This is a genomic window from Flavobacterium sp., from assembly GCF_047602195.1.
In the GTDB taxonomy this organism is placed as follows: domain Bacteria; phylum Bacteroidota; class Bacteroidia; order Flavobacteriales; family Flavobacteriaceae; genus Flavobacterium.
In genome coordinates this window covers 660,671-686,682 of the sequence record NZ_JASGHW010000004.1, presented here as the reverse complement: position 1 = coordinate 686,682, position 26,012 = coordinate 660,671, and the positions used below count along the sequence as shown (strand labels likewise).

Annotated in this window: 21 protein-coding genes; 13 read left to right on the top strand and 8 right to left on the bottom strand. The window is 47.1% G+C overall.

The features are described from left to right. The first annotated feature begins 81 nt into the window (after positions 1-81). A complete protein-coding gene (locus QM717_RS09295) occupies positions 82-1,806 on the top strand; it encodes a T9SS type A sorting domain-containing protein (protein WP_415037105.1) in 1,725 nt (574 codons plus the stop codon). Positions 1,807-1,957: 151 nt separating this feature from the next. Here QM717_RS09295 and QM717_RS09290 read toward each other — a convergent pair whose 3' ends face one another. The 8 genes from QM717_RS09290 to QM717_RS09255 are packed head-to-tail and all read right to left on the bottom strand — an operon-like array spanning position 1,958 to position 10,136. Then, the gene (locus tag QM717_RS09290) at positions 1,958-2,908 is read right to left on the bottom strand and encodes a polysaccharide deacetylase family protein (protein ID WP_415037103.1); all 951 of its coding nucleotides are present in this window, start codon (positions 2,906-2,908) and stop codon (positions 1,958-1,960) included. 45 nt (positions 2,909-2,953) lie between these two features. Then, positions 2,954-3,436 carry a nuclear transport factor 2 family protein gene (locus tag QM717_RS09285; protein WP_415037101.1) on the bottom strand — a complete coding sequence of 161 codons (483 nt, stop codon included), beginning with the start codon at positions 3,434-3,436 and terminating at the stop codon, positions 2,954-2,956. Positions 3,437-3,439: 3 nt separating this feature from the next. After that, positions 3,440-4,126, bottom strand: a complete 687-nt coding sequence (locus QM717_RS09280) for a hydrolase (protein WP_415037099.1) — start codon at positions 4,124-4,126, stop codon at positions 3,440-3,442. 33 nt (positions 4,127-4,159) lie between these two features. Beyond that, the gene (locus QM717_RS09275; protein WP_415037097.1) at positions 4,160-5,530 is read right to left on the bottom strand and encodes an alginate export family protein; all 1,371 of its coding nucleotides are present in this window, start codon (positions 5,528-5,530) and stop codon (positions 4,160-4,162) included. Positions 5,531-5,556: 26 nt separating this feature from the next. After that, positions 5,557-7,317, bottom strand: a complete 1,761-nt coding sequence (locus QM717_RS09270) for an amidohydrolase (protein ID WP_415037095.1) — start codon at positions 7,315-7,317, stop codon at positions 5,557-5,559. A gap of 33 nt (positions 7,318-7,350) precedes the next feature. Further along, entirely contained in the window at positions 7,351-8,346 is a 996-nt protein-coding gene (locus QM717_RS09265; RefSeq protein ID WP_415037093.1) for an alpha/beta fold hydrolase, read from the bottom strand. Between the two features lie 44 nt (positions 8,347-8,390). After that, complete coding sequence (locus QM717_RS09260) at positions 8,391-9,320, bottom strand: alpha/beta fold hydrolase (protein WP_415037091.1); 930 nt, start codon at positions 9,318-9,320, stop codon at positions 8,391-8,393. An 18-nt stretch (positions 9,321-9,338) separates the two neighbouring features. Beyond that, complete coding sequence (locus QM717_RS09255; protein ID WP_415037089.1) at positions 9,339-10,136, bottom strand: alpha/beta hydrolase; 798 nt, start codon at positions 10,134-10,136, stop codon at positions 9,339-9,341. Between the two features lie 270 nt (positions 10,137-10,406). Here QM717_RS09255 and QM717_RS09250 point away from each other — a divergent pair, with 270 nt between their 5' ends. The 12 genes from QM717_RS09250 (at position 10,407) to QM717_RS09195 (ending at position 26,005) form a co-directional block, all read left to right on the top strand. Further along, a complete protein-coding gene (locus QM717_RS09250; protein WP_415037087.1) occupies positions 10,407-12,629 on the top strand; it encodes a histidine kinase dimerization/phosphoacceptor domain -containing protein in 2,223 nt (740 codons plus the stop codon). A 3-nt stretch (positions 12,630-12,632) separates the two neighbouring features. Beyond that, the gene (locus tag QM717_RS09245) at positions 12,633-14,573 is read left to right on the top strand and encodes a sigma 54-interacting transcriptional regulator (protein WP_415037085.1); all 1,941 of its coding nucleotides are present in this window, start codon (positions 12,633-12,635) and stop codon (positions 14,571-14,573) included. A gap of 330 nt (positions 14,574-14,903) precedes the next feature. Beyond that, positions 14,904-16,883, top strand: coding sequence for a polyphosphate kinase 1 (ppk1, locus tag QM717_RS09240; RefSeq protein WP_415037083.1), 1,980 nt, complete (start codon positions 14,904-14,906; stop codon positions 16,881-16,883). A gap of 111 nt (positions 16,884-16,994) precedes the next feature. After that, on the top strand, positions 16,995-18,386 hold the full coding sequence (locus QM717_RS09235; protein WP_415037081.1) for a TolC family protein: 1,392 nt from the start codon (positions 16,995-16,997) through the stop codon (positions 18,384-18,386). A gap of 9 nt (positions 18,387-18,395) precedes the next feature. Next, the gene (locus QM717_RS09230; protein WP_415037079.1) at positions 18,396-19,349 is read left to right on the top strand and encodes an HlyD family secretion protein; all 954 of its coding nucleotides are present in this window, start codon (positions 18,396-18,398) and stop codon (positions 19,347-19,349) included. A 2-nt stretch (positions 19,350-19,351) separates the two neighbouring features. After that, positions 19,352-20,536, top strand: a complete 1,185-nt coding sequence (locus tag QM717_RS09225; protein WP_415037077.1) for an ABC transporter permease — start codon at positions 19,352-19,354, stop codon at positions 20,534-20,536. Then, positions 20,536-21,696 carry an ABC transporter permease gene (locus QM717_RS09220; RefSeq protein ID WP_415037075.1) on the top strand — a complete coding sequence of 387 codons (1,161 nt, stop codon included), beginning with the start codon at positions 20,536-20,538 and terminating at the stop codon, positions 21,694-21,696. The genes QM717_RS09225 and QM717_RS09220 overlap by 1 nt, the downstream gene beginning before the upstream one ends. Continuing rightward, entirely contained in the window at positions 21,693-22,262 is a 570-nt protein-coding gene (locus QM717_RS09215) for a Pycsar system effector family protein (RefSeq protein WP_415037073.1), read from the top strand. The genes QM717_RS09220 and QM717_RS09215 overlap by 4 nt, the downstream gene beginning before the upstream one ends. A 96-nt stretch (positions 22,263-22,358) precedes the next feature. Next, positions 22,359-23,330, top strand: a complete 972-nt coding sequence (locus tag QM717_RS09210) for a catalase family peroxidase (protein ID WP_415037071.1) — start codon at positions 22,359-22,361, stop codon at positions 23,328-23,330. An 11-nt stretch (positions 23,331-23,341) separates the two neighbouring features. Further along, entirely contained in the window at positions 23,342-24,121 is a 780-nt protein-coding gene (locus QM717_RS09205; RefSeq protein WP_415037069.1) for an alpha/beta hydrolase, read from the top strand. A gap of 12 nt (positions 24,122-24,133) precedes the next feature. After that, positions 24,134-24,652, top strand: a complete 519-nt coding sequence (locus tag QM717_RS09200; RefSeq protein WP_415037067.1) for a hypothetical protein — start codon at positions 24,134-24,136, stop codon at positions 24,650-24,652. Positions 24,653-24,664: 12 nt separating this feature from the next. Next, positions 24,665-26,005 carry a Dyp-type peroxidase gene (locus QM717_RS09195; RefSeq protein WP_415037065.1) on the top strand — a complete coding sequence of 447 codons (1,341 nt, stop codon included), beginning with the start codon at positions 24,665-24,667 and terminating at the stop codon, positions 26,003-26,005. Positions 26,006-26,012 lie beyond the last annotated feature (7 nt).

Here is a 26,012-nt window from a genome sequence, read left to right as displayed (position 1 = left end):
TTTTTTAAGTTGCAGAAAGTTTTGGCCCTTCGCGGTCAAAACTTTCTTATTTTTACCAATCCTAAATCTAATGTTGCCGCTATGAGAAAAAAAATAATTTTATTAACCCTGACGTTATCTGTCTCATTTTCTGCTTTTTCACAGAAAGAACTGTGGTGGCTGTATACCGGTTATAACTCCGATATTCCGGGCTTCCCAGCAAATCATGGAAGCATCCGAAAAGTTGATTTTGACGGGCAAAACGAAACCATCGTACATACGTTCGATTCAATCAACGGAAAACTGCCGTACGAACTTGAAAAGTTGTTTCTCGCTTCCAATGGTAAATTGTATGGCACAGCCTCTAGAGGCGGATTTTCCATACCCAATTCCAGTCTCCATGATGGTGCCGGAGTGTTATTTGAGTATGATTTAATCCTGAATACGTTCAATGTCCTAACCTTTTTTGGAACCGAACCGCTTCCTACGGCAACGGTGCCAAAAGCAGGCGTTATAGAAAATGCGGGAGTCCTTTATGGAACCACTTCGGGATATGGATCCATTTATAAATACAACTTGGTTACAGAAGCCACATCGTTTGGCGCGCAAATACCCAATTTCAATAACCATCAGAACGAAATAACCGGCGAACTTATGAAAGCGACAAACGGGATGATTTATGGCACCACCCGTCGTTTATCGTCATGTCCTGATTCAAGTCCGTTTCTCGGGGCCATTGCAAGATTTAATCCTGCAAACAACTCCTTCACTATTTTACATCCGTTTTACTGCGTACCAACCGAAGAAGGCTGGGCGCCAACAGGGGGCCTCGTCGAAGGCGTAGCCGGAAAACTTTACGGCACGACCGCTTTGGGCGGCATCCATTATGGGGCAACGGCCAATGCCCCTTATGGCAGCGGTATTTTGTTTGAATACAATATTGCCACAAATATGTATACCAAAAAGATAGATTTCGATATAGACACCAATGGCTATTTGCCGGGTCCACTGACCCTTGGCGCCAACGGTAAGTTGTATGGCCTTTTATCAGGATATTACAACGCCCAGACCCCCGAAGGATCGATCATGGGTTCCTTATATGAATACGACATTCCTACCGGCACCATGACGGTACTGCACGATTTCACTTGGGACGAAGCCGGCGGGGCGATGCAAGGTACCTTGCTCAAAGGATCAGACGGCAACCTCTATGGCAGCCACAAACGCGGGATCTTCAGGTTCAATCCGACGACCAATCAGAGCGTTAACATCCTGGAATCTCCCCAGGTCCAGAACCTGATCGAGGTCTGCCGCAAACCCTCGTATCATTTTTTCGAAACCGACACGTTTGAGCCTTGCGTCGACACGCCTTTTTCGTTTGATGTCCAAAACACCAACGCGACTTCGTACGTCTGGAAAAAGAACGACCAAATTGTCCCTTCGCAAACAACCGCCATTTTGAATTTCCCGAGCATCACGGCAGCCGATTCGGGCGATTATGTCTGCGAGATGACCAACGAATGCGGCACGACCGTTACAATGGCACTGCACATCGAGGTGGGTTGTCTCGGCATCGAGGAAATGGCCGCCTACCAAAATAAAATTACGCTGTATCCGAATCCGGCCAAAGACGTTCTCCATGTCAAGTTGCCCCCAAACCATTCGATCAAAGTCGTCCGATGTGCCATCTTCAACATGCTCGGGCAACGGGTTTATGACGATTCCAGCTATGCGTCGATCAACACTTCTTCGTTCAATTCCGGGATTTACCAAGTGGTCTTGAAAACGGACAAAGGCAATTGGGTCGGAAAATTTGTAAAGGAATAACGGGGTTATCCATTGGGCGTGCGCGTCTGCTGGCACGAACAGAGGCAAAGATTTTATCCCAGCAATAACTTTAGGAAGCCATTTAAAACCCCAATTCGTTCCATAGGTATTTGAACGGATTGGGGTTTGTTTCGATCCGACCGCATCGGCCTTATTCCCGAATGGACGAAGGATCCTGCAGTGTCATGCGCGCAATTTCATCCTTGCGTTTGAACGACACGCCTTGGTGTTTCTTGATGTAATCCAAAAGATCGGAGGTCATTTTTACCATCTGCGGAGTTCCGCCAATACGGTCGTGGAAACTGATCGATAGTTGGCGGCGGCTGAATTCACCTTCGAGGTACAATTGATCGAATTCGGCCTTGACCTGGTGGAAGAACTGGTCGGCAGAGAAGTTTTTTCCCTCGATAAGTACAATGTCGTTGCATCGCAAGGTGTAAGGCACCACGGTAAAGTCTTTTGCATTCACCTTGATCAGGAACGGTTCGTCCCGGCTCAAATCGTCGATGTGGTAGGTAAAACCCAATTCCTGTAAGATCTTCAACGTATTTTCGCCGCGCCGGAGCCAATTGGCATTGTAGCCGACGGGGGTAAATCCGGTCACTTTCTTGACGGCTTCGACACCGTCTGCGATGAATTTCTTTTCTTGCTCATACGGCAGGGCATATTGGGAACTCCAACTCATGCCATGCGCCGCGGCTTCGTGCCCTCTTTGCACAATTTCCTTGGCCAGTGCAGGATTCTTGAGCACGGCGGTTCCGACCATGTGCGAGGTCACTTGTACACCGTGCTTGTCCCAATTGTCCAGCATTCTCGGAATACCTTCCTTGTAGCCGTATTGGTACCAGGTCGCCGAAGGCAAATCGACATACCCCTTTTGCATATTTTGCGGGAACGGGCTTTCGGCGTTGTCGGGCTGTCCGCCGGCCTCAAATTGCATCGAGATCGAAACGACCAACCTGGATCCATCCAGCCATTTGCTTTTGGGAGCAGCATGGTCTTTTGCCATTGGGTTATGGGATGAAAGTGCAGAGAGTTGGCTGGTCGCCATTCCCGCGGCGGCAAGGCCAGTTGTCTTGATAAAATCACGTCTTGTGCTCATGATAACTATTGGTTTTAGGGTTTGGTTTTGACAGTACAACTATCGTCATTGCTTGTAGGCTTTTTCCAAAACCGTTGTCTGCTCGTAGAGGTAAAATTTTTTGATCAACCCTTTTTCGACAACGAAATGCAGGGCGACCAACATGCTAAAGTCTTTTCCGCTGTTTTTGAAACGCCGGCCCAATTGGGCAAATACCGCAGCCTGATCGCCATCGACGAGAAAATCCTGAAGCTCAAATTTTTCGTGCCCATCGACAAAATAGGAAAACAGCGTTTCAAAAACCTTGGGGATTTCTGACCGTTGGGTTCGTCTACCGGTCCATGGAAATTGGGTCGATTCGAAAATATACCAGTCGACCTGTTCCGAGAAGCACTGTGCAATCTGATCCGGATTCTTGCTCCCAAACTGTACAAAGAAGTTCTCCACGGCCCTTTTTGTCTCGGTTTCCTGCAAAGCGGTTGGGGTGCCCTGGGCATGGGTCCAATGAAATGCCCAGAGCATCAACCAAATGAATAGCCTCTTTTTCATGTCTTAATGCTTGAGCATTTCGCGCGCATATTGGATCCCGATGCCATACGATCCGCCGTATTGCTGCATCAAATCGTTGACGGGTTTGTAGGTTTCCTGTCTGGCCCAATCGCGTTGCAGTTCAAGGATGTACTGCATCGAGGTCATCGGCCTGGCTCCGGCCTGGATCATGCGCTGTATGGCCATTTCGTGGGCTTCCTCCGAGACATCGCCACAGGCATCGGTGATGATGTACACTTCATACCCTTCGGAAAGCGCCGACAAAACCGGGCCTACGATGCAGACGCTTGTCCAGAGTCCGGCCATGACGATGCGCTTCTTCCCTTTTCCGGTAATGGCCTTGTAGGCATTGAGGTCTTCCCAGGTATTCATGGTTGTGCGGTCGATATAGGTCGACACATCGGGGTAAAATTGCAGTACTTCGGGGAATACCGGACCACTGAACGATTTCTCGGCCACCGTAGTGACCACGGTCGGGACCTTGAAAATTTTGGAGGCGCCCGAAATGATCGCCACATTGGTGCGCAAATGGTCCATCGGGATGTTGTGGGTGGCAAAGGCCATCTGGCCTTCGAAATCGATGAGCAGCAACGAATGGTTCGTTGGATTCAAAAGTGCCGGAGACGGTTTTTGTGCCGAGACCGACAAGGTAGCCAAAGCTACGACTGCAGATAAGATAATTTTTTTCATGATGTAGTTTTTTAAAGTGGTTGAATGTTACATTTAAAATCGAAGTTGCGCGGTCGCTCCCGCAAAAAAGATGTTCTTTCCCGCACCCGAAGCCTGCAGGTAATCGCCGGCTTCAAACCAGGTCGCCTCGACACGGAAATACAGGTATGGATTGGGTTGCCAGATGATTTCGGTTTCGAGCTGCCGCCCGATTTCCTTGCTCGTCGTTGTATCGCCGGGATAAATCAGCGACACATTGGGCGCATAGATTCCATCGTTTGAACTGTACCTCCAGAACAGGTCGTAATCGATGATCCAGTCTATGGTTTTGCTCAGTTCGAAATTGACCGACGGATGCGCATCGACCAAATTCGACGGCCCGATCACCGCAGCCAAGCCGAAATAAGCCCCACGCGGAAAAAGCGGATTGAATGTCCCGAGGGTCTGGTCGCCGGCATTCTTGTCCCCGCTGATGGCTTCGCCCTTGAGCCCGATTTCGGGATGCAGCCATAACTGCTCAAAACGATAGCCCGCATTGAGCGAGGCTGTCCATGCCTTGATGTTTTGGGTTCCGAAACCGCCAAACTGGTAGACCGCCTCGCCGTCATAGCGCCAGTTGCCCGACTTTCCCCACAGCCGCAATCCGACGGAATGGCGCAGTTCCTTGCCCGAACCGTCATTGAACGTGGCATGTGCCCTTTGGTAACCGAGGTAATACAGATCGGCATTTTTAAACAACGGGAACTGGTTGATGACCAGGTAACCGCCCCAAAACTGCTTTTGATCATTAGAGGTGTCGTCGAAAATCCCGTCTTCGGCCAGCACATAATGGCTGTAGAACAGATCGGCAGTATACCGTCCTTTGCTTCCCGACAATTTGATGGCGTCAAAAGACTGGCGGTTGTTTGGCCCTTCCCTGACCGCGATGAGCCTTTGCGAGCCATAGGCCAGTTCCTGTCTTCCGATGCGCAAAAGCAATCGGTTTTGGTCTGCCCCAAATGCCAGATCGGCAAATGCCTGGTGCAACTCGAGCGGATTTTGGTCCACCGGGCTCGGGTTGTTGCGGCCATCGGCATTGCTGCTCTGGAGTTGCACAAAAGCGCGGAAATGGCTTCCGGCGTGAAAATCGGCATGCAACAGGTAACGCGACAAGACATACCCATCGGCATCCTTGGGTTCATCGCCCCAGTTTTCATTCTTGGCGTAGAAATACTGGAACCGGATGTCGCCGCCAAAACTCAGGTAGGTTTTCCGCGTGGCCGACAACGATACAAACTTCATCGTCTTGTACCAATCGTTGTGGACCGTATCGTTTTGAAGCACCGCATAATTCTCATCGTAGCGCAACGGCTTGAAGTTCGGGTACTGTTGCGCCACGGCCAAAGTGGCCATCAACAGCAACGGGAACAGTATCATTTTTTTCATCGGATGTGCATTTTTGTGGTGTTGATTTACCGCTGGTAACCGCCAAAATATTTGACCGGAGACCAGGTTGGGATGACTTCCTCGGCGACGGGCGAAAGCGCCTTGAAATCTTGGGCGGCATACACGACTTTTCCATTGACGATCGTAAGCTCCGATTCGATGTTTCGGATGTCGTCCGGCTGGAGCGAAAAGTAATCGGCAGAAAGTACCGCCAGATCGGCATACATCCCTTTGGCCAGTTTCCCTTTGAGTTGTTCTTCTCCCGAGAACCAGGCGCTGCCCGAGGTATACAACGCGAGCGCGGCAAACTTATCGAGCTGCTGTCCTTTGGGCCAGAACTGCATGCCGCCGAGTGTCTTGCCCGTCAGCAACCAATGCAACGCCATCCACGGATTGTAGGTCGAAATGCGTGTCGCGTCAGTTCCCATGCCTACCGGGATGCCGCTGTCGAGCATTTGGTTGATCGGTGGGATTTGTGTCTTTGGCGTACCGTACAGCTTTTGGTACAATTCCCCCTGGAAATACATCCGGAACTGCACCGCGATACCGCCACCGAGTTTCTTGACGCGTTCGAGTTCAGATGGCGTAATGGTCTCGGCATGGTCGAACAGCCAACGCAGTCCGTTGAACGGCGTGTCCCGGTTGACTTTCTCGAACACGTTGAGCATGCGGTCGATCGATTCGCCATAGGTCGCGTGCAAACGGAACGGCCAACGGTTTTTGACGAGCAAACGGATGATCGGTTCCAAATCGGCTTCCATCTGCTCGGACAGTTCAATGCGCGGTTCGAGGAAATTCTCGAAATCGGCAGCCGAAGCGACGAGGTTTTCCCCTGCACCTTCCTCGGAATAACCGTTGGCCATGAACAGGTTGTCGTTCTTGTTGAGCAGGGTTTCGGATACCCATTTCTCGTAATCCTGCAATTCCTTGCCCTTTTGCTGGGCAAACAAATAGTAGGAAATGCGCAGCGTGAGTTTGCCCTGTTTGGCCAATTCGAGCGAGGTGGCGTAATCGGCCGGGAAATTCTGTCCGCCGCCGGCCGCATCGATCGCGCTGGTGAGCCCAAAACGGTTGAGTTCGCGGTTGAAGTTGATCGAACTGTTGCGCCGTTCTTCCGCATTCAATTTGGTCGTCAAGCCGAGTGTCGTGTAAATGGCCTTGGGCGTTTCCTTGGCAAACATCAAACCGGTCAGCTTGCCGTTGGCATCCAGTTCCAACACGCTGCCCTCATAATGGGTGTCTTTCGTATAACCGAGCGTCTCGATTCCTTTCTGGTTCAGGAATGCCTTGCCGTACAGGTAGGTGATGAAAACCGGTTTGTCCGGGACGGCTTCGTTGATCTCGGCCATCGTGGGTTGTCTTTTTTCGGCGAATTGGAATTCGTTCCAGCCGCCAACGACTTTGATCCATACGCCCGGCGGGGTTCGTGCCGCCTGCTCCTTGAGCATTTCCATCGCGCGTTTGAGCGTTTTTACGCCATCCCACCGCAATTCTGCGTTGTAATTGAGCCCTTCTCGGATGACGTGGATGTGGCTGTCATTGAGTCCCGGGATGATGGTCTTGCCTTGGGCGTCGATGGTTTGGGTCGACGCGCTTTTATAAGTCGCCAACAGGTATTTGGATGTACCGGTCTCGAGGACAAGCCCGTCCTTGATCGCGATGGCTTCCTTGAAATCATTCGGCTGGAGCATCGTCGCGATTTTGGCGTTGTACACGATCAAATCGGCTTTGGGCTGCGCGTATGAAAACAGGGTGAAAAGGACCAGGGTTAAAAATAAATTCTTCATGATTTCCAGGTATTGAAGCAAAACAAGTCAAGGTTATGGGGCTGTAAAAAAGGCAAGCAAATCCTTTTGCACCTGCTCGGTATTTTCCTGTACGATCCAGTGTCCGGCTCCCGCGATTTTCGATTCGCTGACGTTTTCGGCCACCAGTTTGGAATGGTCTTTCAGGAATGCCGCCGCAAAATATTCGCCGCCCATGGCCAGCAGTGGCATTTTGAGCTTGGTCTTCATGAGTTCGACATTGTCTTTTCCATCCTGCGGGAAAGCGCCAAACCAATGGAAAGCACCGGTGGTTGCTCCTTTGACCGAATAGGCCCTGATGAATTCGGCGGTTTCCGCTGCCGTAAACGGATCTTTGACATGCCCTACCATCGGCCAGAAATTGGTCAGGAATTCGGCTTGCTTGCCGTTGACGATTTCGCCCGAGGCCGGCCAAGAGAAGAACCCAAACCACCAGGCCGAGGCCGAAACTTGCGACCATACCGGTTCCACACCGGGCAACAAAGCATCCATGAGCGCCAGTTTTTTGACTTCGGGACCGTATTGCGCCGCATAGGCATAGGCCACCATGAGACCGATGTCGTGCCCGGCCAGGTTGATTTTGTTATAACCGAGGCTTTTGACAAGTTCGTGGATGTCGGAAGCCATCGTCTTTTTGTCGTAGCCCGATTCGGGTTTGTCCGATTCGCCCACACCTCTCAAATCGGGGGCGATGACGGTAAAATGTTTGGAGAGTTCGGGCAGCAGTCGGTTCCACATGTACCAATTTTGGCCAAATCCGTGGACCAATACCAACGGTTCGCCTTTGCCGCCGATGACATAATGGAGTTTGATGCCGTTGACCGATGCGGTCTGGTGCTTGAAATTCGCAGGCGGATCGGCGGGTTGGACCGCTTTGGTTTCAATCGCGGTCGTTTCTTTGGCGTCGGTTGGCGCATGGTCTTTCTTGGTGCAGGCGTTCAGGACCAATAAAGCGGCCAGGATCAGGATTGCAGTAAATCTGCGCATCGGTTGGGAAAATTTTGTTTTCATAATGTGTGGTTTTTGTAATTATAAATTAGGATTGGATTGTCGATTCAATGTTGGGCAAACTGGAGCAATTCGTTGTTGAATTTTTCCATTTCTTCAAGAAACAACGCGTGTCCGCTGTTTTCAAAAACAACGATTTTGGATTTTTTGATGCCTTGGTGGAGTACCTCGGCCAGCTCAAAAGGCACGATCTTGTCCTTCTTGCCGTAAAACAGCGCGGTAGGCACCTTGATCTTGGCCATGTCGGGACGCAAGTCGGCATCGCGCAGCAACAGCAGACATTGTTCGGCCGCATAGGACGAGGCCTGCAGGTTGATGTTGTTGAGCCAGCCACCGATTCCTGCGGGCAGCGCATTCTCGGTCGCCCCGAAAATTCCGCCAAAGACCCCGAGTAATTCCGGGCGGTTGCTGTTGTTGAGCGCCACCATGCCGTTGATGTTTTCGGGCGGCGTGCCATACGGATAATCTGGTCGGCGTGCCCAGGATGGCGCCGCGGCGGCAAACAAAACGAGCTTGCCCACATGGGCGTTGTTGTATTTGGCGGTGTAATGCAGTACGGTTGCGCCACCCATCGAAAATCCACCGAGAACGGCATTCTGGATGTTGAGTTTGTCGAGCACGACCTTGATGTCATCGGCAAACACATCGTAATCGTATTTGCCATAAGGTTTGTCCGAATGCCCGAAACCGCGCAAGGTAATCCCGATCACGCGGAAGCCTTTCTTGACCAGGAACTGGTATTGGTATTCGTACATTTCGTCGCTGAGCGGCCAGCCGTGGATCAATACGATGGGTTGGCCCTGTCCGAGGTCGGTGACGTGGAGCCTGACATTTTTCTCGACCTCGATGTATTCTTCGCGGCCCAAAGCTGCGGGCAATCTGCCGGTGGATTTCTTGTTTTGCGCATCGACCTGAGCCGACTGCATGGCTAAAATCACCACCAGCAATACCATTTTAAAAGAAGTAATTGTTTTCATAAGAATTGGATTGGAGGATTAATAAATCGTTTTTCTGTTGTTCTTCTGCAACCATTGATCGATGTACAGGGCGATTTCCTGCCATCCGGGCTGCCCAAGCACAAAATGGTTGCGTTCGAACTCGGCATAATCGCGTACAGAATCGGCATGGGTGTATTTGGTATAGTTGCTCTTGTTGAGCGAGGCCGGAATTGTGTGATCGGTGCTTCCGGCCACAAACAACATCGGGCGGTGGGGTTTGCCAAAATCGACCTTGGCCGCCGAGGTGGTCGTATCGCGAACGATCCGTTTGGATTCCGGTATTGCGAATTGCTCATATCCTTTTTCCTGCCATTCGAGCGGCATCCCATTGGTAAAGGCATATTGCCATTGCCTGAAATTCATCAGGAAGGTCTTTTGGGCAGAAGTGAAAAGACCGAGCGGCCCCCAGCCCGCGATCAGGAAAGAAAGTTTGAACGTAAAGATTCCTTGTGGCGGAACCGAATGGATGGCCACCACGGCACTGGCCAGACCCCGGTTGTTTAAGATCTGTGCGACCAAGCCGCCTATGGAATGCCCGATAATGATGGGTTTTTCCGGAAGACTGATGGCGACATTCTTGAAGTGTTCGACCAATTGGGCGAGTCGCATCGAGGCCACTTCGGGATCAGGGTGTCGGCTGCGCAATATTTCGGCACAGGCATCTTTGTAGGGCCATGACGGGGCAAGCGTCGTATAGCCTTTGCTTTCAAAAAAGATTTTCCATTCGTCCCAAATGGTGTGGCTCACAAAGGCGCCGGTGATGAAAAGGATGGTTCTTGAATTTTCGGTAGGCATGTTCTTGCTATTTAGAGATTTGCCAAGACCATTAACAACAATGTGCCAAAATTCAATACCTATTGAAAATCAACACGTTAGCTTTATAAATCGTTTTTAAGACGACTCTATGTCGTCGGAAAACGAAATGCAGGCAACGATATATCGTTGGATTGGTCCAATCTTGCCCATTTCAACCGCGGGCTATTGCTGGCCAGTGTATTAAATTGTAAATTGGCTTAGATTTTAGCACAAATGAATACGTTGGCTCCCAGAAACAATTCGGTTTTTTTGTTGGTCCTCTTTATACTGTTGGCATCCGGTTGCCGGCAGTCGGACAAAGCACAGGACTTACAAACCATCACCACCTCCCAAAACCACAGCAGCGATTTGAGCCGCGTCGACTCGCTGTTGGCCCTGAGCAAATCGGCCTTCAAGCCCCAACAACCCTCCACCCCAGCCGCGCTTGACAAATCACATCATCTGGCCCTGCAGGCTTTGGCTTTGAGCAAAAAACTCGGCTACCAAAAAGGCATCGCGCAAAGCCAACTGCAATTGGCCGTGGTCTTGCAGGAAAAGAAAAATTACCAACTGGGCAAAGTGTATGCGGCTTTGGCGGTGAACTCATTCCAGAAAATAGCCGATCCCGACCAATTGGGCGAAGCGTGGGTCATGTATTGGTCGACCAATGTGCTCACGGGCATGCCACTCGACCAAAGACCGCCGTTGCTGCAAAAGGCCGCCGATGCGTTCCACCAATCGGCGAACAAAAAACGTGAAGGCGACTGCTATCGCGAAATGGGTGACATTTACCACATCACAGGAGATGCGGCCAAAGGGATGGATGTATTGAAAAAGGCTTTGCAATTGTACCGTGAGGCGCATTATGAAAGGCTTGCCTATGTATATGATCTGATCGGTTCCACTTATTGCTACCTGGGCGATTACAAGGAAGGCATCGAGTATTATTTCTTGGCCGAAAAGAATGCCATCGCCTTTGGGGAAGATGAATTCCTGTGTACGGTGTACAACCGCATCGGTATAGCCTACATCGAGATGGCCGACATAGACAACTGCCTGCTTTATTATAAAAAATCGCTCGACGTGGCCATCCGTTTCCAGAATATGGAGAACATCGGTATGCTGGTAGAAAATTATGCCGGGGCCTTGGTCAAAAGAAACCGCACGCGTGAGGCATTGGCCTTTGTCAATACCTATGTCGAAAAATACCCGGCCCTACTCGAGTCGACTTCGATGGCCTGGGACGGGATCATGGTCAAGATATACCATTCTTTGGGCAAGCCCGAATTGGCCAAGCGTTACCTGCCTTCGATCGAGAAAAGACTGCAGACCGCGCAAGGCTACGACGAATTGCTGTTGGGCTATCACCTATTGCAGGAAGCCTCGCTTGCCAATCGCGATTTCAAGCGTTTCGAAAAATACCACACCCTTTTCGGGGAATTCTGCCAAAAGCTCGACAAGAAAGTCTTTACGGCCGAGTATTACCATTTCGGATACCTCAGAGATTCGATACAGGGCAATTGTGATTCGGCCTTGAAGAACTTCCACAAATACGTCATCCTGCGGCGCCAGAATTTCAACAGCGCCAAGGCCCACGAAATCAACCAGCTCAACATCCTGTACGAAACCGAGAAAAAGAACAAAGACATCTCGTTGCTCAAAAACGAGGCGGTCAACCAAAAGATCAAGCTCGAAAAGGCCGCCCTGACGCGGAACATCATGTACGGTACCGTATTTTTTCTGGCCGTCATCATTTTCCTGTTGTACAAAGGCTTTCGCATCAAGAAGCGGTCAAACCAGGCGCTCCAGGTCAAGCAGGAGGAGATTACTTCCAAGAACCAATCGCTCGAGAAAGTCATCAAGGAAAAAGAATGGCTGCTGCGCGAAATCCACCACCGCGTCAAGAACAACCTGCACATGGTCGTGGGATTGCTCGCGAGCCAGACCGAATTCCTAAAAGGCAAGGAAGCCGTCGATGCCATTGCGGAAAGCCAACGCCGTGTCGAGGCCATGGCCATGATCCATCAGAAACTCTACCAGTCAGAAAATTTATCGATGATCGATATGCCTTCGTACATCGTGGAACTGACTTCCTACCTCAAGAGTTCGATCAACAACGAAAACATCCGCTTTGCGCTCGATGTCGAAAAAATCCAATTCCCGATATCGCATTCGATTCCCATCGGGTTGATCCTCAACGAAGCCATCACCAATGCGCTCAAATATGCCTTTCCGGACAACCAACCGGGAATCATCCGAATTGTACTCAAAAAACTGCAGGACGATGCTTTCTCGCTGACCATCTCGGACAACGGGATCGGGCTGCCCGAGGATTTCGACCTCCAACAGACCCATACGCTCGGGCTCCAGCTCATCCAAGGGCTCAGCGACGACATCCAGGCGGAACTCAAGATTACTTCTGCCCAAGGAACAAAAATCGAAATGCATTTTTCCATTCCCGACCCAGACATTGCCAACCCTATTTTAAATTGACCCATGGATACCAATACCAAAGTCCTGATCGTTGAAGACCATTTTGTAGAAGCCAATCACCTGCGGATCATGCTCAAAAATGCAGGCTATTCGGTTTCGGGGATTGCGCGCAGTACCGCCGATGCGCGAAAATTGATTGCCGCCGAACGTCCGGGGCTGGTGCTGCTTGATATTTTCCTTTCGGGAAGGGAAACGGGTATCGATCTGGCCAAGGAACTCAAGCAGCAGGGCATCGGGTTCATTTACCTGTCGGCCAACTCGAACGAGGAAATCCTTAACGCGGCCAAAGCCACACACCCCTATGGTTTCCTGGTCAAGCCTTTTAGGGAAAAAGACCTGTTGGTCATGATGCAGATTGCGGGCTACCACCTCGAGCACGGTATAGAGTCGAGCATCAGGAAGGAGCAGTTGTTCCAAAACCAACTCAGGGACATCGCAGGCATCAAGAACGACTGGGAACAGCGGTTGCTCAAAGTGAGCCAGTCGTTGCAGCCGTTGATTCCATTCGACCTGCTGTTGACCGTTTACCGTACGCATGAAAGCCAGGAAGACACCGTGCTGGGTTACCTGCGCACCGGATTCAACGAGTACCGCAAAATAACCATCGATGACCTTCAGGGCCTGTCCAACCTCAAGTCGCACGAGATCAAATTGCTCCAGGAACATTCGGTGCTCGACAATGCCATCACGCTGTATTCGGGCTACTCGTTCCGCAAGGCCACCCAGGAACCCACCATGAAAAGGCTCATTGCCGAACACCTGGGCATGCGGTGCAACCTGACCTTGCCCGTTCCGTTGGCCATCCATGAAAAGGACAAATTCTACATTTCGTTTTTCAGCCGCAAACCCGATGCGCTCGACGAGTCGCATGCCACGATGTGCAGACGGTTGCAGGAGCCTTTGATCTACATGGTCGAGAGCATCCTCGCACAAGACAACAAGGGATTTTCGGGACGCCAAGCCAGCCCGTCGCCCGTCGCCTTTGCATTCGAATCGGGGTTTGAAGGCATCGTGGGGAAAAACCCATTGCTGCTCGAAGTTTTTGACCACATTGCCCAAGTCGCCCCGGCCGACACCACCATCCTGATTACGGGCGAAAGCGGTACGGGCAAGGAACGCATCGCCAGCAGCATCCACCAATTGTCGCCGAGGGCCAAAAAACCATTGGTCAAGATCAATTGTGCGGCCTTGCCGGCCACCTTGATCGAGAGTGAACTTTTCGGGCATGAAAAGGGAGCCTTTACCGGTGCCACCGAACGGCGTGTGGGGAAATTCGAACAGGCACACCAAGGCACCTTGTTCCTTGACGAAATTGGCGAATTGCCGCTTGAAATGCAGGTCAAGCTGCTGCGCGTGCTCCAGGAAAAAGAACTGGAACGACTGGGCGGAAGCGCCTCCATCAAAGTGGACGTACGCATTGTGGCGGCGACCAACCGCAACCTGGAAAAGGAAGTCGCCGAGGGCCGTTTCAGGCTGGATCTGTATTACCGGCTCAATGTCTTCCCGATCCGGTTGCCTGCATTGCGGGAGCGCAAAGACGACATCCCGTTGTTGGCCCATCATTTTGCGTCGATTTACAGCAAGAAAAATGGCAAGACGATCGATCAACTTTCTGATCTTGCGCTTAAAAGCATGCTCTCGTACGATTGGCCCGGCAACATCCGCGAGCTCGAAAACCTGATGGAACGGTCGGTATTGCTCGCCAAGGGAACCGCTATCGAAAGCCTGCCGCTGCCCGAGAATCCGTCACAACCCTACAGCCCCGAAAAAGAGTGGCAGCAGCGTACCATCGAGGAAAACGAACGCCACCACATTATTGCCGCGCTCAATAAATGCAACGGCCGGATACGTGGGGAAAACGGCGCCGCGGCGATTCTTGGGGTTCCGCCTACGACTTTGGCTTCGAAAATGTTGAAATTGGGGATTAAGCGGGGTGGGTATTGATGTTTGGGCGTGCCCCTGCGGGTCGGGCTGTACGCTATATCTTTTGCAATTTCACTGCGTTTTATTGCAAAAGGATGCCGCTGCCATCCCTCACGCGGGGGTACAGATGACGTCGATTGGTTGATTGTACGCCTCCCGTTGCATGGACCTTATATAAAATATCCATGACGAACTCAACTCCGTTACTTTTACCATTTTGTGTTGGTTGTCCTTTTCCTTCTACCTTGATGTGAGAGAAGTGCCTCTGTTTAATAATACATCTATTTTTGTTTTTTTTACCTCAAAGGCTACTTGAATTTTGCCAAATTTGGAGCCATATATTTATAGAATATGGAACTAGAAGATAAACTCACAAAATTTCAATATCTGGATCGTGACATAAGTTGGCTCTCATTCAATGGCAAAGTATTAGATGAAGCTGCTAATTCAAACACCCCTCTTCTCGAACGAATCAAATTCATGTCTATTTTTTCTTCTAATCTTGACGAATTTTACCGCGTTAGAATTCCTGCCCTCAACGCCCTTAAAAAAGTCGGCAAAAACACAAAAAATAACAGTAATGATATTTTGTCTAAAGCGTCCGACATCGTCAATCGTCAACAATCTTACTTCGGTAACATTTTAAGAGAACAAATTCTACCATCACTCGAAAAGGAAAATGTTATACTTTTATATAACGCTATTATTCCAGACAGCCTATTAGATTCTGCTTCAAGATACTTTTTCAATAAACTTTTAGCCTACCTAAAATATACTGAAGTCTTAGAAAATTGCGATTTCTTTCCAGAGAACAACAAGCTCTATTTCATTGCTAAATATTCCTCTGAAAAAAAGCATGGTCATATTTTGATCAATATCCCTTCAGACAAAACAAATCGATTCACATGCCTTTCGGAAAAAGGCATTCACTATATATTGTTCATTGATGACCTCATAAAGTGTTTCATCAAGAATTTATTTCCCGATACTGATATCAAATCAATCCACTCATTCAAGATTACCCGGGATGCAGTATTAGAATTTGACGATGACTACACAGGTGATCTTGCCAAAAAAATGGAAAGAAAGCTAGCAAAACGGGATTACGGTATCGCTACTCGACTACTTTACGACGAAGCAATGCCTGATGAAGTATTTCAACACTTGATACATTCATTAAACTTAAGTAATGCCATAAAGGTTAAGGGTGGTAGTTATCACAATTTAAAAGATTTGGCTCAATTCCCGTACAAAAAACCTAGCTTGGAATATCCTGATTGGCCGTCCAACAAATTGAACAAATATGGCGGTCTTTTACTCGATAACATTAGAAGGAAAGACCTTTTAATCAATCCTCCTTACGATTCTTATGAGACAGTCTTGCGTTTTTTTAACGAGGCGGCAATTCACCCTGATGTTGAATCTCTGTACGTAACACTTTATCGTGTGGCCACTGATTCCATTATTGCCAATTCTTTGATCAGTGCAGCAGCAAATGGTAAGAAAGTTACCGTTATAATAGAACTAAAAGCTAGATTTGACGAAAACAATAATATTAAATGGACAAAACGTTTCCGCGAAGCAGGCATAAAAATAGTTCACAGCCGACCCTCACTTAAGGTACATGCTAAATGTTCATTGATTAAATTTAAAAGGCGCTGTAATCAAAAGCCACTCGCACTCTTGGCCACTGGTAATCTCAATGAAGATACAGCTCGTTTCTACACCGACCATATTTTGCTCACTTCAAACACTCGCCTAACAAAAGAACTTGATTCAGTTTTCAAGTTGCTTCGTAAACAACGACAGGAAACACACAATAGCTTTTCTGGATTTAAAGAACTTTTGGTCGCAAAATCAAATCTACTCGAAAGCTTTATCGCGCTTATTGATAATGAAATTGAGTTTGCCAAATCTGGTTTCGCAGCGTCGATAACCGTTAAATTAAATAATCTCGAAGAAAAGACGTTAATCGACAAACTATACGAAGCATCTCTGGCTGGCGTGAGAATAACACTCATAGTGCGGGGAATATGTGCTTTAGTTCCCGGCATCGATGATTTGAGTCAAAATATTAAAGTTATCCGTATTGTCGGGCGATACCTAGAGCATGGCCGCATTTTTGTCTTCGGCAATAATGGCAATCCAAAAGTATACCTTGGCTCAGCCGACTGGATGAGGCGTAACATTCATCGCCGTATTGAAATATGTTTCCCAATCTATGATCCAGAAATAAAAAGCAGATTGCTACATCTCGTCTCGTTACAATCCAATGCAACAAATTCAATCGAGCAACATCCGCAAGAAGCTATTTATAATTATCTAAAGTAGATTCTTTTGGAAACGTCATATTAATAAAAAGGACAAGTATTAAAGCCATTTGACAATTGCAATACCTTATCTGGGGCGATAGCTTTGCGGAAACGCAATAATCCGCTTCACATGGTCTCAAATGCGAAATACTTTTTCTTTTTATTTTTCCTTCTGTCCAATCTATCTTCAGGACAAGGAATGCAAGTTACTTTAACAGACATAATCACCGCAGCCCTCAAAAAAGATTACAACCTCGCCAATCGCCAACTCGATGTGGAGATGACAATTCTCGACAGGAAAAAGTTAGGAGAAGCCTTTTTACCAAAAGTAGAATTCGGTGCCAAGGATGCTTACCTCCTAAGTTCCTATTTCATTGACTCCCCTGGGCTTTCAATCCCAAGCCTTAATGTAGAGATTGCAGAAGGGAATAATAAATTCACAACCCGTTCCAATTTGCTCGAAGCCGAGCTAGGGATTTCAGCCCTACTCTTTTCTGGTGGCAAAATAACGCACTTAAGACGTGTCTTGACGGAAAAACAAAAAGCCCTTAGTTTTCTTCTCGAAAAAGACCGTCAAGAGCTTATCTCCGAAATTATCTCTGCCTATGATCAATTGGCTTTACTCCGTCAAATACAAATTGTACTCGAGGAGAGCGAGAAACGCTTGGCAACTGATATGAGGACTGCCGATAAAGCTTTAGGATATGGTCTGATTACCAAATATGAGCATCAGAAAATAGAGGTGGCCCAAGCCCAACTAAAAGCACGTCAACTAGATTACCGCGGTAAACTCGAAATCGTCCTTGAATATTTATGGTTAATGACAGATATCGATAAAGCAAAACTTTCCGCAATAACCCCTGAACTATCCCCGGTTAATACACAAACAAACGACCTTTCTGTTTCAAACCGTCCCGAATTACAAGCTTCAGAGGCCGTCGTCGCCGCTTCAGACCATAAAATAAAAGCTGAGAAAACGTGGATTGTGCCAAAACTTCAAGCTGTAACATCACTTAAATATCTTGGCATTTCAAATGGCCATATCAAAAGTCGTGATGCAGTAATTGAAGGTGGAGAACCATTGGATCGCAGCATGCCGGGGTTCGACGTTTTCCCAATGTTCAGTGCAGGTATCGGGCTCAAATGGGACATTTTTGATGCAAATGAAGGCCGCCGGGAAGTCCAAAGAGCACAGATGGAAAAAAACAAAGTACAAAATGATAAAAATGAATTGACAGATAAACTCGAGCTAAACCTCGTTCGTAAACAATCCGATTATCAAGTTGCTTTAAGCAGTATGGAGGTAGGAAAATCCCGCAGGCAAACGGCTTTTAATGCCCTGACACAAGCAACTTCGGAATACAAAACAGGACTAATAAAATCATCCCAATTGATAGAAGCCGAAGAAGACTTTCAAGCCTCCGCCTTAGCTTACATCCAGTCGATTTTCAACCAACGACGTGCCGCAATTGCCTTGCTTCAGGCAACAGGAAAACTTAGTGCCGATTCAATAACCGAATAATAACGATTTATGAAATACCTCTACTTTATCACCGCATCTTTATTCATCTTGCTTGTAGGATGTCATAAAAAAGACTCTTCATTGCATGGCAAAATCAAACGCGAAACCATAGCTTTCTCACCAAAGGTGACCGGAAGGATTTTAAAACTGTACGTGAGCGAGGGTGACTTGGTGAAACCTGGTGATACTTTGGCCATGCTAGATGTTCCGGAAGTAAGCGCAAAGATTGCCCAAGCCAAAGGTGCTGTAAAAGCAACATCCGCACAACACCTTTTGGCCGATAACGGTGTCACAAAAAACCAGATGAAACAACTCCGTGCTAAGTTTGCATCATCCCATGAGCAATATGAATTCGCCCGCAAATCCTATCAGCGCGCGAACAATATGTTTGCTGACAGTTTGATGTCCCCTCAGGCTCACGATGAATATTATGCCAAATATCAAAGCGCCAAAGCCCAATTTGACGCAACGGCCGCAGAACTCAATGAAGCCGAAACAGGCACGCGATTCGAAACGAAAATTGCTACACAAGGCCAGCAAGAGCAAGCCGGAGGTGTTTTGGAAGAAATAGAAGTAGCCTATTCCGAACGTTACGTTATCGCCACAAATTATATGTCTGTCGAAACAATCAGCTTAAGGGAAGGTGAATTGGCTGCCGCTGGTTTCCCTTTATTTAACGGTTACATTCCAAACAGCACATGGTTTCGGTTTACCATCCCCGAAAGCCAGATAAAATCATTTGCAAAAGGTCAGGAAAAAAGTGTAAGAATCCCTTATAATGAACAATCATTCGAAGGCAAAATTGCTGTCATACGGCAAATGCCTCGCTACGCTGATATCACCACTGCTTACCCCGACTATGAAATGGACGATGCGATTTACGAAATTAAAGTCGTGCCCAATGACGTGTTAAAAGCACAATTACTTCTTTATAACGCTACGGTTACCCTAGATAAGCCATAACTATGAAAAATTTTGGCCTTCTTTTCAAGCGAGAGTTCGCAATCTTCCGAAACAACAAGATTTTCCTTATTGCCTTTTTAGGGCTGCCGTTGTTATTGTCACTCACAAACGCTTTCGTGTACCGAAAGGCCAAAATCCGTAATCAACCAATTGTCATTGTTGACAAAGATGACTCGCCATCCAGCCGACAATTTGTACAAATGCTCGCCGATCACAACATCCTTAATCCAGTTTCCGAAGTCCCGGAAACAATCGATTTAAACCAAACCTTGATTAAACACAAGGCGGTGGCAATCGTCGTAATTCCCGATTACTTCGAGGCCAATTTATTGCAGCAACGCAAACCTGAAGTAAATTGCTATCTCAACATGGCCAATACCATATCCTCTGGTGCAGTAAGTGGTGCTGTCAGTATGTGCACAGCAGCAATGAATGCTTCCTTAATAAGCAAAAGCTTACAGAAGAAAGGAATTCCTAGCACAGTTTCAGCAAATTATATGGCAATTAAATCAAATACCTTTTTCGAGTTCAACCGGGGAAGCAATTATTTATATTTTTTATGGCCTGGATTAATTTTCGCTACCCTTCACCAACTATTATTGTTGGCTTTGGCCATCAGCTTTTCAGGTGAAATGGAGGCGGGAACATTCAATTATTCCGGGCTCTTATCTGTTACAGATAAACCATTGCTCCTCATTTTGGTTAAACTTCTTCCCTACTTCTTGATGTCACTTTTTACAATTGGGCTTTATTTTATATTGAGTTTCATTTTTCGTGTACCACTTCCAAAACATCCTGAACTATTATTGTTCTCACAGCTTTTATTGGTCATAGGCGCAACCCTATTGGGAATTTTGTACAGCATACTATTTCCAATACCACTTAAGGCTTCACAGACTTTGATGTCTATTGCAACTCCAGCATTTACTTTATCGGGATTCACATGGCCGGTACATCAAGACCCTTGGATTTTGGCCGCTTTTGGTAAAATAGTCCCACTTACACCCTATCTACGATTGCTTCGGATGACGTTGATACAGGATGCTGACTGGGCAGAATGTCTCCCGCAACTAAAACACCAGACAATATTGATTGTAGTATACTTAATCCTTTCTTGGTGGTTACTTGCTTCCAAAATTAAAAAAGCAAAGAAACAATTGCCTACCAATATTAATCCAACGACCTAATGAATCGGCTTTTAAGATTGCTGAAGCGAGAAGCTCGCCTTTTTTTCTCAAATAAAATCATGGTCGTTTTATATTTAGGCGGTCCAATTTTATATGGAGGGATGTTTGGCTTGGTATATACCAAAGGAAAGTTCGATAATCTGCCAATAGTCATTGTAGACCAAGATTGTTCACCTTCTAGCCGTCAGTTGACCGACATGCTCAAAGATTCCGACCTCTTGCACGTTAATATTCTCAAGCATGATGTTTATGACTTGCGCCGGACCTTTATTGCCGACAGCAACTATGCCGCAGTAATAATACCCTATCAATTTGAGGCCGATTTGCTTCAGGGCCGCCAACCTGAAATCAATGTTTACATCAACAACACCAACTTGATGCCCGCAGGGCACACCAACCGTGGACTTACGGCGGTACTGTCGACATTCAACGCCATGAAGACAGCCAGCGCAGGAAAAAAAACCGAGGCTTTTCATTTGAATACTTTTAGGCTGTTTAATCCATCTTCTAATTATTTTCTTTACATCTGGCCATCTTACTTGGGCATTATCCTGCAATCGGTAGCGATGGTTGTAATGGCGCTCAGTATTTCTGTTGAATTTGAAAAACGTTCGTTTAGACGTTCAGTGCGGGCAGCCAGAAAATCCATAGCCCTGTTTGGATTGACCAAAATAGTATTTTACTTTTTGCTATCAGGTATCAGCCTCTGCGTATATACAATATACTTTTCCCTTTTCAGACAACCTTACCCCGAACATTCCTTACAAGTTGTACTGATCGCAGTTCCATTTGTCTTGACAGCACTTTTAATTGGAATGATTTCAGGGTTGCTATTTCGCTCGCAACTCAAATCACTTCAGTTCCTTATGGTACTTTCAATGCCTGTTTTCATTGCGTCAGGTTACAGTTGGCCGAGTGATCAAAGCAGCGCATTTGCTATTGGTTTTGCCAATCTGTTCCCATATACCCCTTTTGTAAGTGGGTTCCGGATTCTATTGACCGAACACGGTTCGCTACCAGATATATGGCAATACATTCTAATCCAAATCATGCAGCTTTTCATTTATACCATCCTTGCATTTTTGCTCCTCAGGAAAAGAATTGTTGGAAGTACTTACTCCTTACCTAAAAGCAACCCATATAAAAACCTTCTGCCATGAATGAAATTGAGAAGCCCAAAAAGAACAAAAAGCCAAAATTAGAACGAGGGGTAGAGACGCTATTTCGATCTGCTTTGAGCAATCATTCCCAACTGAGTCAAATTGCCGACAATAAAGCCAATATTCTCCTTTCGGTAAATGCCATCATTATTTCCGTGGCGCTTTCATCCTTGGTCCCAAAGCTAAACAATCCAGGTAAAGAGCATTTTTTATTGCCTACGTTCATACTTATTTTTTCCAGTGTTGTTTCAATCATTTTCGCTATCCTATCGACTCGTCCGAAGGTTAGCCACATGCATTTTTCGACAAACGATTTAAACCAACGCAAAGTAAATCTCCTCTTCTTTGGGAATTTCACACACATGCATCTTGAAGATTTCCAGCAAAGACTTCATGAAATGATATATGATCGCGACTACCTTTACGATTCACTCGCCCAAGACCTATTCTTACTGGGAAAAGTACTTCAACACAAATACAGGTTGCTGCGCATGACATATCATGTTTTTATGTTTGGCATAGTGATTTCAGTACTCTCTTTCTTACTGCCTTTCAGCAATCTTTAAAATCCGGACACGATGATTTTGACAACTTAAACAAGCATTCCTCCATTGAATCGTGATTTGAAAAAAAGGAATTTTACAATGGTTAAATCAATCGTTATGTCACAACACAGTCAATACACACATGCCAACGAGATTGTCGAGAAGATCAATCTGATATTGGGCAAATTCGAAGGCTATCGGAGTCTTCATGCCGACGGCCGACTTTATAAAGGTATATTTCGTGCAAATGAGAACGCTTCAAAATATTCTAGGGCGGTACATTTTTCGGGGAATGAAATCCCAGTAAGTATTAGATTTTCAAAGGGCGGCGGCGACCCATATGCACACTTCAATGCAACCGTTGGGATGGCCGTACGTTTCTATCTGCCTGACGGACGCGTAACCAACCTTGTTATGTTGAGCCAAAAACTCTTCATCGCCAACACGGTAGAACAATTCAGGGAATTGCTTGACGCCGGACTCCCGACAGAACCAGGAGGAAAGCCGAACCTTGAGGGGCTCAAAGCATTTCTTGCAAAAAACCCCAACTCCGCAAAGGTATTCCAAATGCGGGCCGAAAGCCCAGCTCCCATCAGCTTTGCAAATACAGAGTTCAATTCTATCCACGCTTTCCTGCTTTCGAACAACAAAAAAGCAGTCACGCCGGTCCGCTTTCATTGGGAACCAACCGATGGAATAAAAGGGCAACCGGTAGAGAACTTATCTGATAAAGATATTCACATCCTTTATGATGAACTTGAAGAGCGTTTGGGTCAACAGCCCGTAACTTTCAATCTTGTTGTAGAATTGGCCGAGTCTGGAGACCCATTAAATGACGCCACAGCACTCTGGCCTGAACAGCGTAAACGTGTCATAATTGGGACGCTCTCCGTAATACATGCGGCTTCAGAAAAAGAATTCGGGGATACTGTCATGAACCACGACCCCACTGCACTAACAGACGGCATAGATGTCACCGACGATCCCATCATCCAAATCCGCCGAGGCGTTTACGAAGTTTCCGCAGCCCAACGCAGCGGCGGATGGCATAACCAATGCCCGTTCGGTTTCGGGCGTGGGTCTAACTAAAAAAAATAAACATGAAATCCATACTTACAAAAGACATAGTTTTTATAACAGGGGCCTTTGTTTCTCACCTTGGTTGGAAAGAGTGGCAGGAATATTTTGAAGCCCATGGCTATAAAACAGCAGCACCGCCATGGCCCTTCAAAGAAGAATCACCACAGGAACTCCGAAAGAAATTCGACAATACCGCCTTAGCGCGGCTAACACTGGATCAATTGGTCAACCATTATGCAAACATTGTCAAGCGTTATCCTCAAAAACCCATCCTGGTTGGACATTCCTTGGGCGGATTGATTGTCCAGATTCTAGTTAACCGTGGGTATGCGGCGGCAGGTGTCGCAATTCACCCAGTTCCTCCAAAAGGCATTGTCCCTTATGAGTTTTCCTTTCTCAAAGGAGCTTGGAAATCACTGGGATTGTTTACGTCCCTTGACAAACCCTACCTCATGTCTTTCAAGGATTTCCAATATGCGTTCGTAAACGGGATGGACTTGAACGACCAAAAAACTGCCTATGAGGAAAATGTCATACCTGAGTCAAAACGTGTTTCACGAGGCGGCCTTACAGATGCAGCTAAGGTTGATTTCAAAAAACAACACGCCCCTTTACTTATAACTGCCGGCTCCGAGGACAATATTATTCCCGCACATTTGAATTATCGCAATTTCAAGCAATATAAGCAAAACGGATCAGTGGTAAACTACAAAGAATTCCCGGGACGAAATCATTTCGTGTTAGGACAACCAACATGGAAAGAAGATGCAGATTTCATACTAGAATGGTTAAACAATTAAAATAAAAATCACATGGAAACAAATGGAATTATCCAAAACGAGCGCACAGCCGAAGAAATCAAGATTTCAAGCCAACCCGACGGGCCAGGTCTGAGGATGGGCAAAAGAGGTGAGTTAACAATGATTGGTAATCTTACCCCAGGTGGTGCCGAACTATTCCGCAAACGATTACCTCAATTCCAAGCAGAATCTAACTATTGGGAAACAAGAGTGGGAACAGTCCAAAATTTCCGGATTGTCATTTTCGATAACGATACTCGTTACATCCTAACAGTAGTATATGACGGCGATTTCGAGCCTTACGTTCGGGATATCGGACAATTTGCAGGACCATGGCTAGACGCAGTTGCGACCGGGGTATTAGAAGACTATCCGGGATCCACTAACCCCGGGATGATCAAATTTGTCAAAGACAGGTTATTACCGGCGGAATTCTTTTGGGCAGCAAATTCAGAGGTAACAGTACGCGACATTATCAAGATGCAAAAACTACATAAATCTTTCGGTGAGGTTTTAGATGCTATGAGTTAATATAGAATGGATATGCCACTAGAACTGGAAAATATTCAAGGAACCGTGCTCCGCAATAGGCCAATGCCGTATTTTGGTTCTTACTTGGTGTTCAGCATCGAAGATCCAAAATCGGCTTATGCCTTGATCGAACGCCTAATCCCACACATCACTTCAGCAGCCGACTGGAATGCGCCGGCCGAAAACGCCTGGATCAACATTGTATTCACCCATGAAGGTCTCAAAAGGTTATGCTTACCCAAAGAAATTCTTGATGGTTTTCCTATTGAATTTAAGCAAGGCATGGCTGCCCGCAAAAGCTTCTTGGGGGACCTAGGTCCTAGCGATCCTGAAAACTGGAATCTACCTCACGGCGGTACCGGATTTCATATCGGCTTGTTCGTGATGGCGGGAACTGAAGTTTTACGTGAAGAAAAAATAAGGATTGGCCAAAAGGCGATCGCTGAACTACCCGGGGTAAAAACCATTTGCCGACTTGAAGTGGGCGTACCGCCAACCCTTCGCGAACATTTCGGATATACCGATGGACTGTCCCGCCCGTTTATTGAAGGAGAGGGTGGAAGTCCACTACCCGGCCAAGAAAAACCATACAAAGCCGGAGAGTTTTTACTGGGTTACATTGATGAAACTGGAAATCTTGCGACTGGACCCGGGCCAGAAGAATTCTGGAAAAACGGAACCTATATATCCATCCGAAAAATTTACCAAAAAGTTCATCTTTTTCGTGAATTCCTAAAGCAGCATGGCCAAACACGGGACGAACAGGAATTCGTCGCCGCTAAAATGATGGGGCGTTGGAGAAGCGGTTGCCCGCTATCTCTTTCTCCCGAGAAAGACAATTTCGAACTGGCACGGGACCCCATGCGTAACAACGATTTCAATTACCTGCATGACGATCCCGATGGAAAGAAAACGCCTTTGGGAAGCCATATCCGCCGTGTAAATCCACGCGACGGCCTCGAAGGCACAAGCACAAACTCAAGAATCCACAAGCTATTAAGGCGTGGCGCGGCCTATGGACCATTGCTCCCTGAGAATGCCACAGAAGACGACGGAGTAGACAGAGGAATTGTTGTGGCTTTCGTCAATGCAAATCCCGGCAGACAATTTGAATTTGTACAGTCTCAATGGGTCAATGACGGTGATTTTATTTCGCAAGGACAAAAAACAGACCCAATAATAGGAAGGCGCGATTTATCAAACGATTACACTTATCCGGCAAAACCAATCCGCAAGCATATTATGGGACTTCCAGATTTCACGGTCACAAAAGGAGGGGAACATGTGTTTCTTCCGGGGATAAATGGTCTTAAGTGGCTGGTTTCCCAATCTAAAGACTTATTCAACAATTAAAATAATA